Here is a 1094-nt window from a genome sequence, read left to right as displayed (position 1 = left end):
TTTTCCTCGCTCACTACCTCAGATGTACCAAGTCTAAAGCAGCAGGAAATGCCGTCACTCTAGGCATCTAGAGGACAGGACTAAGGTTATTACTAACCCGCACCTGTAAGGTTATAAAGTTATCAAGGTACTACATTTACCAAGCGGCTAATCCTCTAAACGTCTTACTGTCTAGTTTCTAGCCAACGAATCGCACCACACCCTACACCCTATACCCCACTTCCCAAGACATCAATCGCCCTCATACCTTAATCGAACTAGGTTCATCGACGGCGGCGATAATGCGATGACAACCGGAAAAGGGTTGCGCCCATTGATACTGGTGTTCTAAAGGATTACCCCAACAGAGGCCGAGATATAATTCCGTGCGCGCCACATCTAATTCCGCCCATTCGGACTGGGCGACTAATTCGGCTAGAGAATCGGCAGAAATGGGACGACGGGAGTTAAGCACCCACCAAAAATTCATATTAGGGGTGATACTGTTCCAAAAATCTAAAACAGAGGCTTTGGCAGCCATGAGAATTTCCTTGTCACCCTCGACGGCAACTAATTGATTATGAATTTCGGGATAACGGAGAGTGCGATCGCCCCATTGACAAACACGCCAGATAATGCCCGAAACCTGATACTGTTGTTGATAATCGTGAACTTGGCGGCGAAAATCCTGATAGGCGAAGACTTTACCCACCTTTTCTAGATTGATCGCCTTGGCAATCACCGGATTATCAATGCGCTCCGCTGGAGAGAGTAACAGACGTTCCCCTTTGCAAGTGGCGTGCATTTCTCGCTCGAGGATTTCAATTAACTGCTGTGTCGAGTAAGCCATACTACCGCTCTTACCTGAGAGAGGATTTATTTTTATGATAAAATAATTTAGTAATTAGGGTTGGCTGAATAAATCTAAAAACCTTGTTGGATAAGACTTTTAGACTTTTTTGTCCTCAAAAAGTGCCAGCTGAGAGTGATCGGGGCGAAAATTCTGGGACTTTTTCCCTGAAAATTAGGTAGTTGACCCCCTCAAAATCGGTAAAACCCTACACCCCACACCCCACACCCCACACCCTACCCCCACGAAAAACTTTTTGCCGCAA

At 46.0% G+C, this 1094-nt stretch carries 1 protein-coding gene; it reads right to left on the bottom strand.

Going from position 1 to position 1094, the window contains the following annotated elements:
- Window positions 1-241: 241 nt before the first annotated feature.
- The gene (locus PX481_RS10040) at window positions 242-829 is read right to left on the bottom strand and encodes a hypothetical protein (RefSeq protein WP_190359726.1); all 588 of its coding nucleotides are present in this window, start codon (window positions 827-829) and stop codon (window positions 242-244) included.
- Between the last annotated feature and the right edge of the window lie 265 nt (window positions 830-1094).

The organism is Microcystis sp. M53603_WE2 (assembly GCF_030065435.1).
This window is presented reverse-complemented; position numbering and strand designations above follow the sequence as displayed.

Excerpts from the sequence above, each read along its gene's own strand:
- PX481_RS10040 (WP_190359726.1), bottom strand. The coding sequence starts at position 829 with ATGGCTTACTCGACACAGCAGTTAATTGAAATCCTCGAGCGAGAAATG.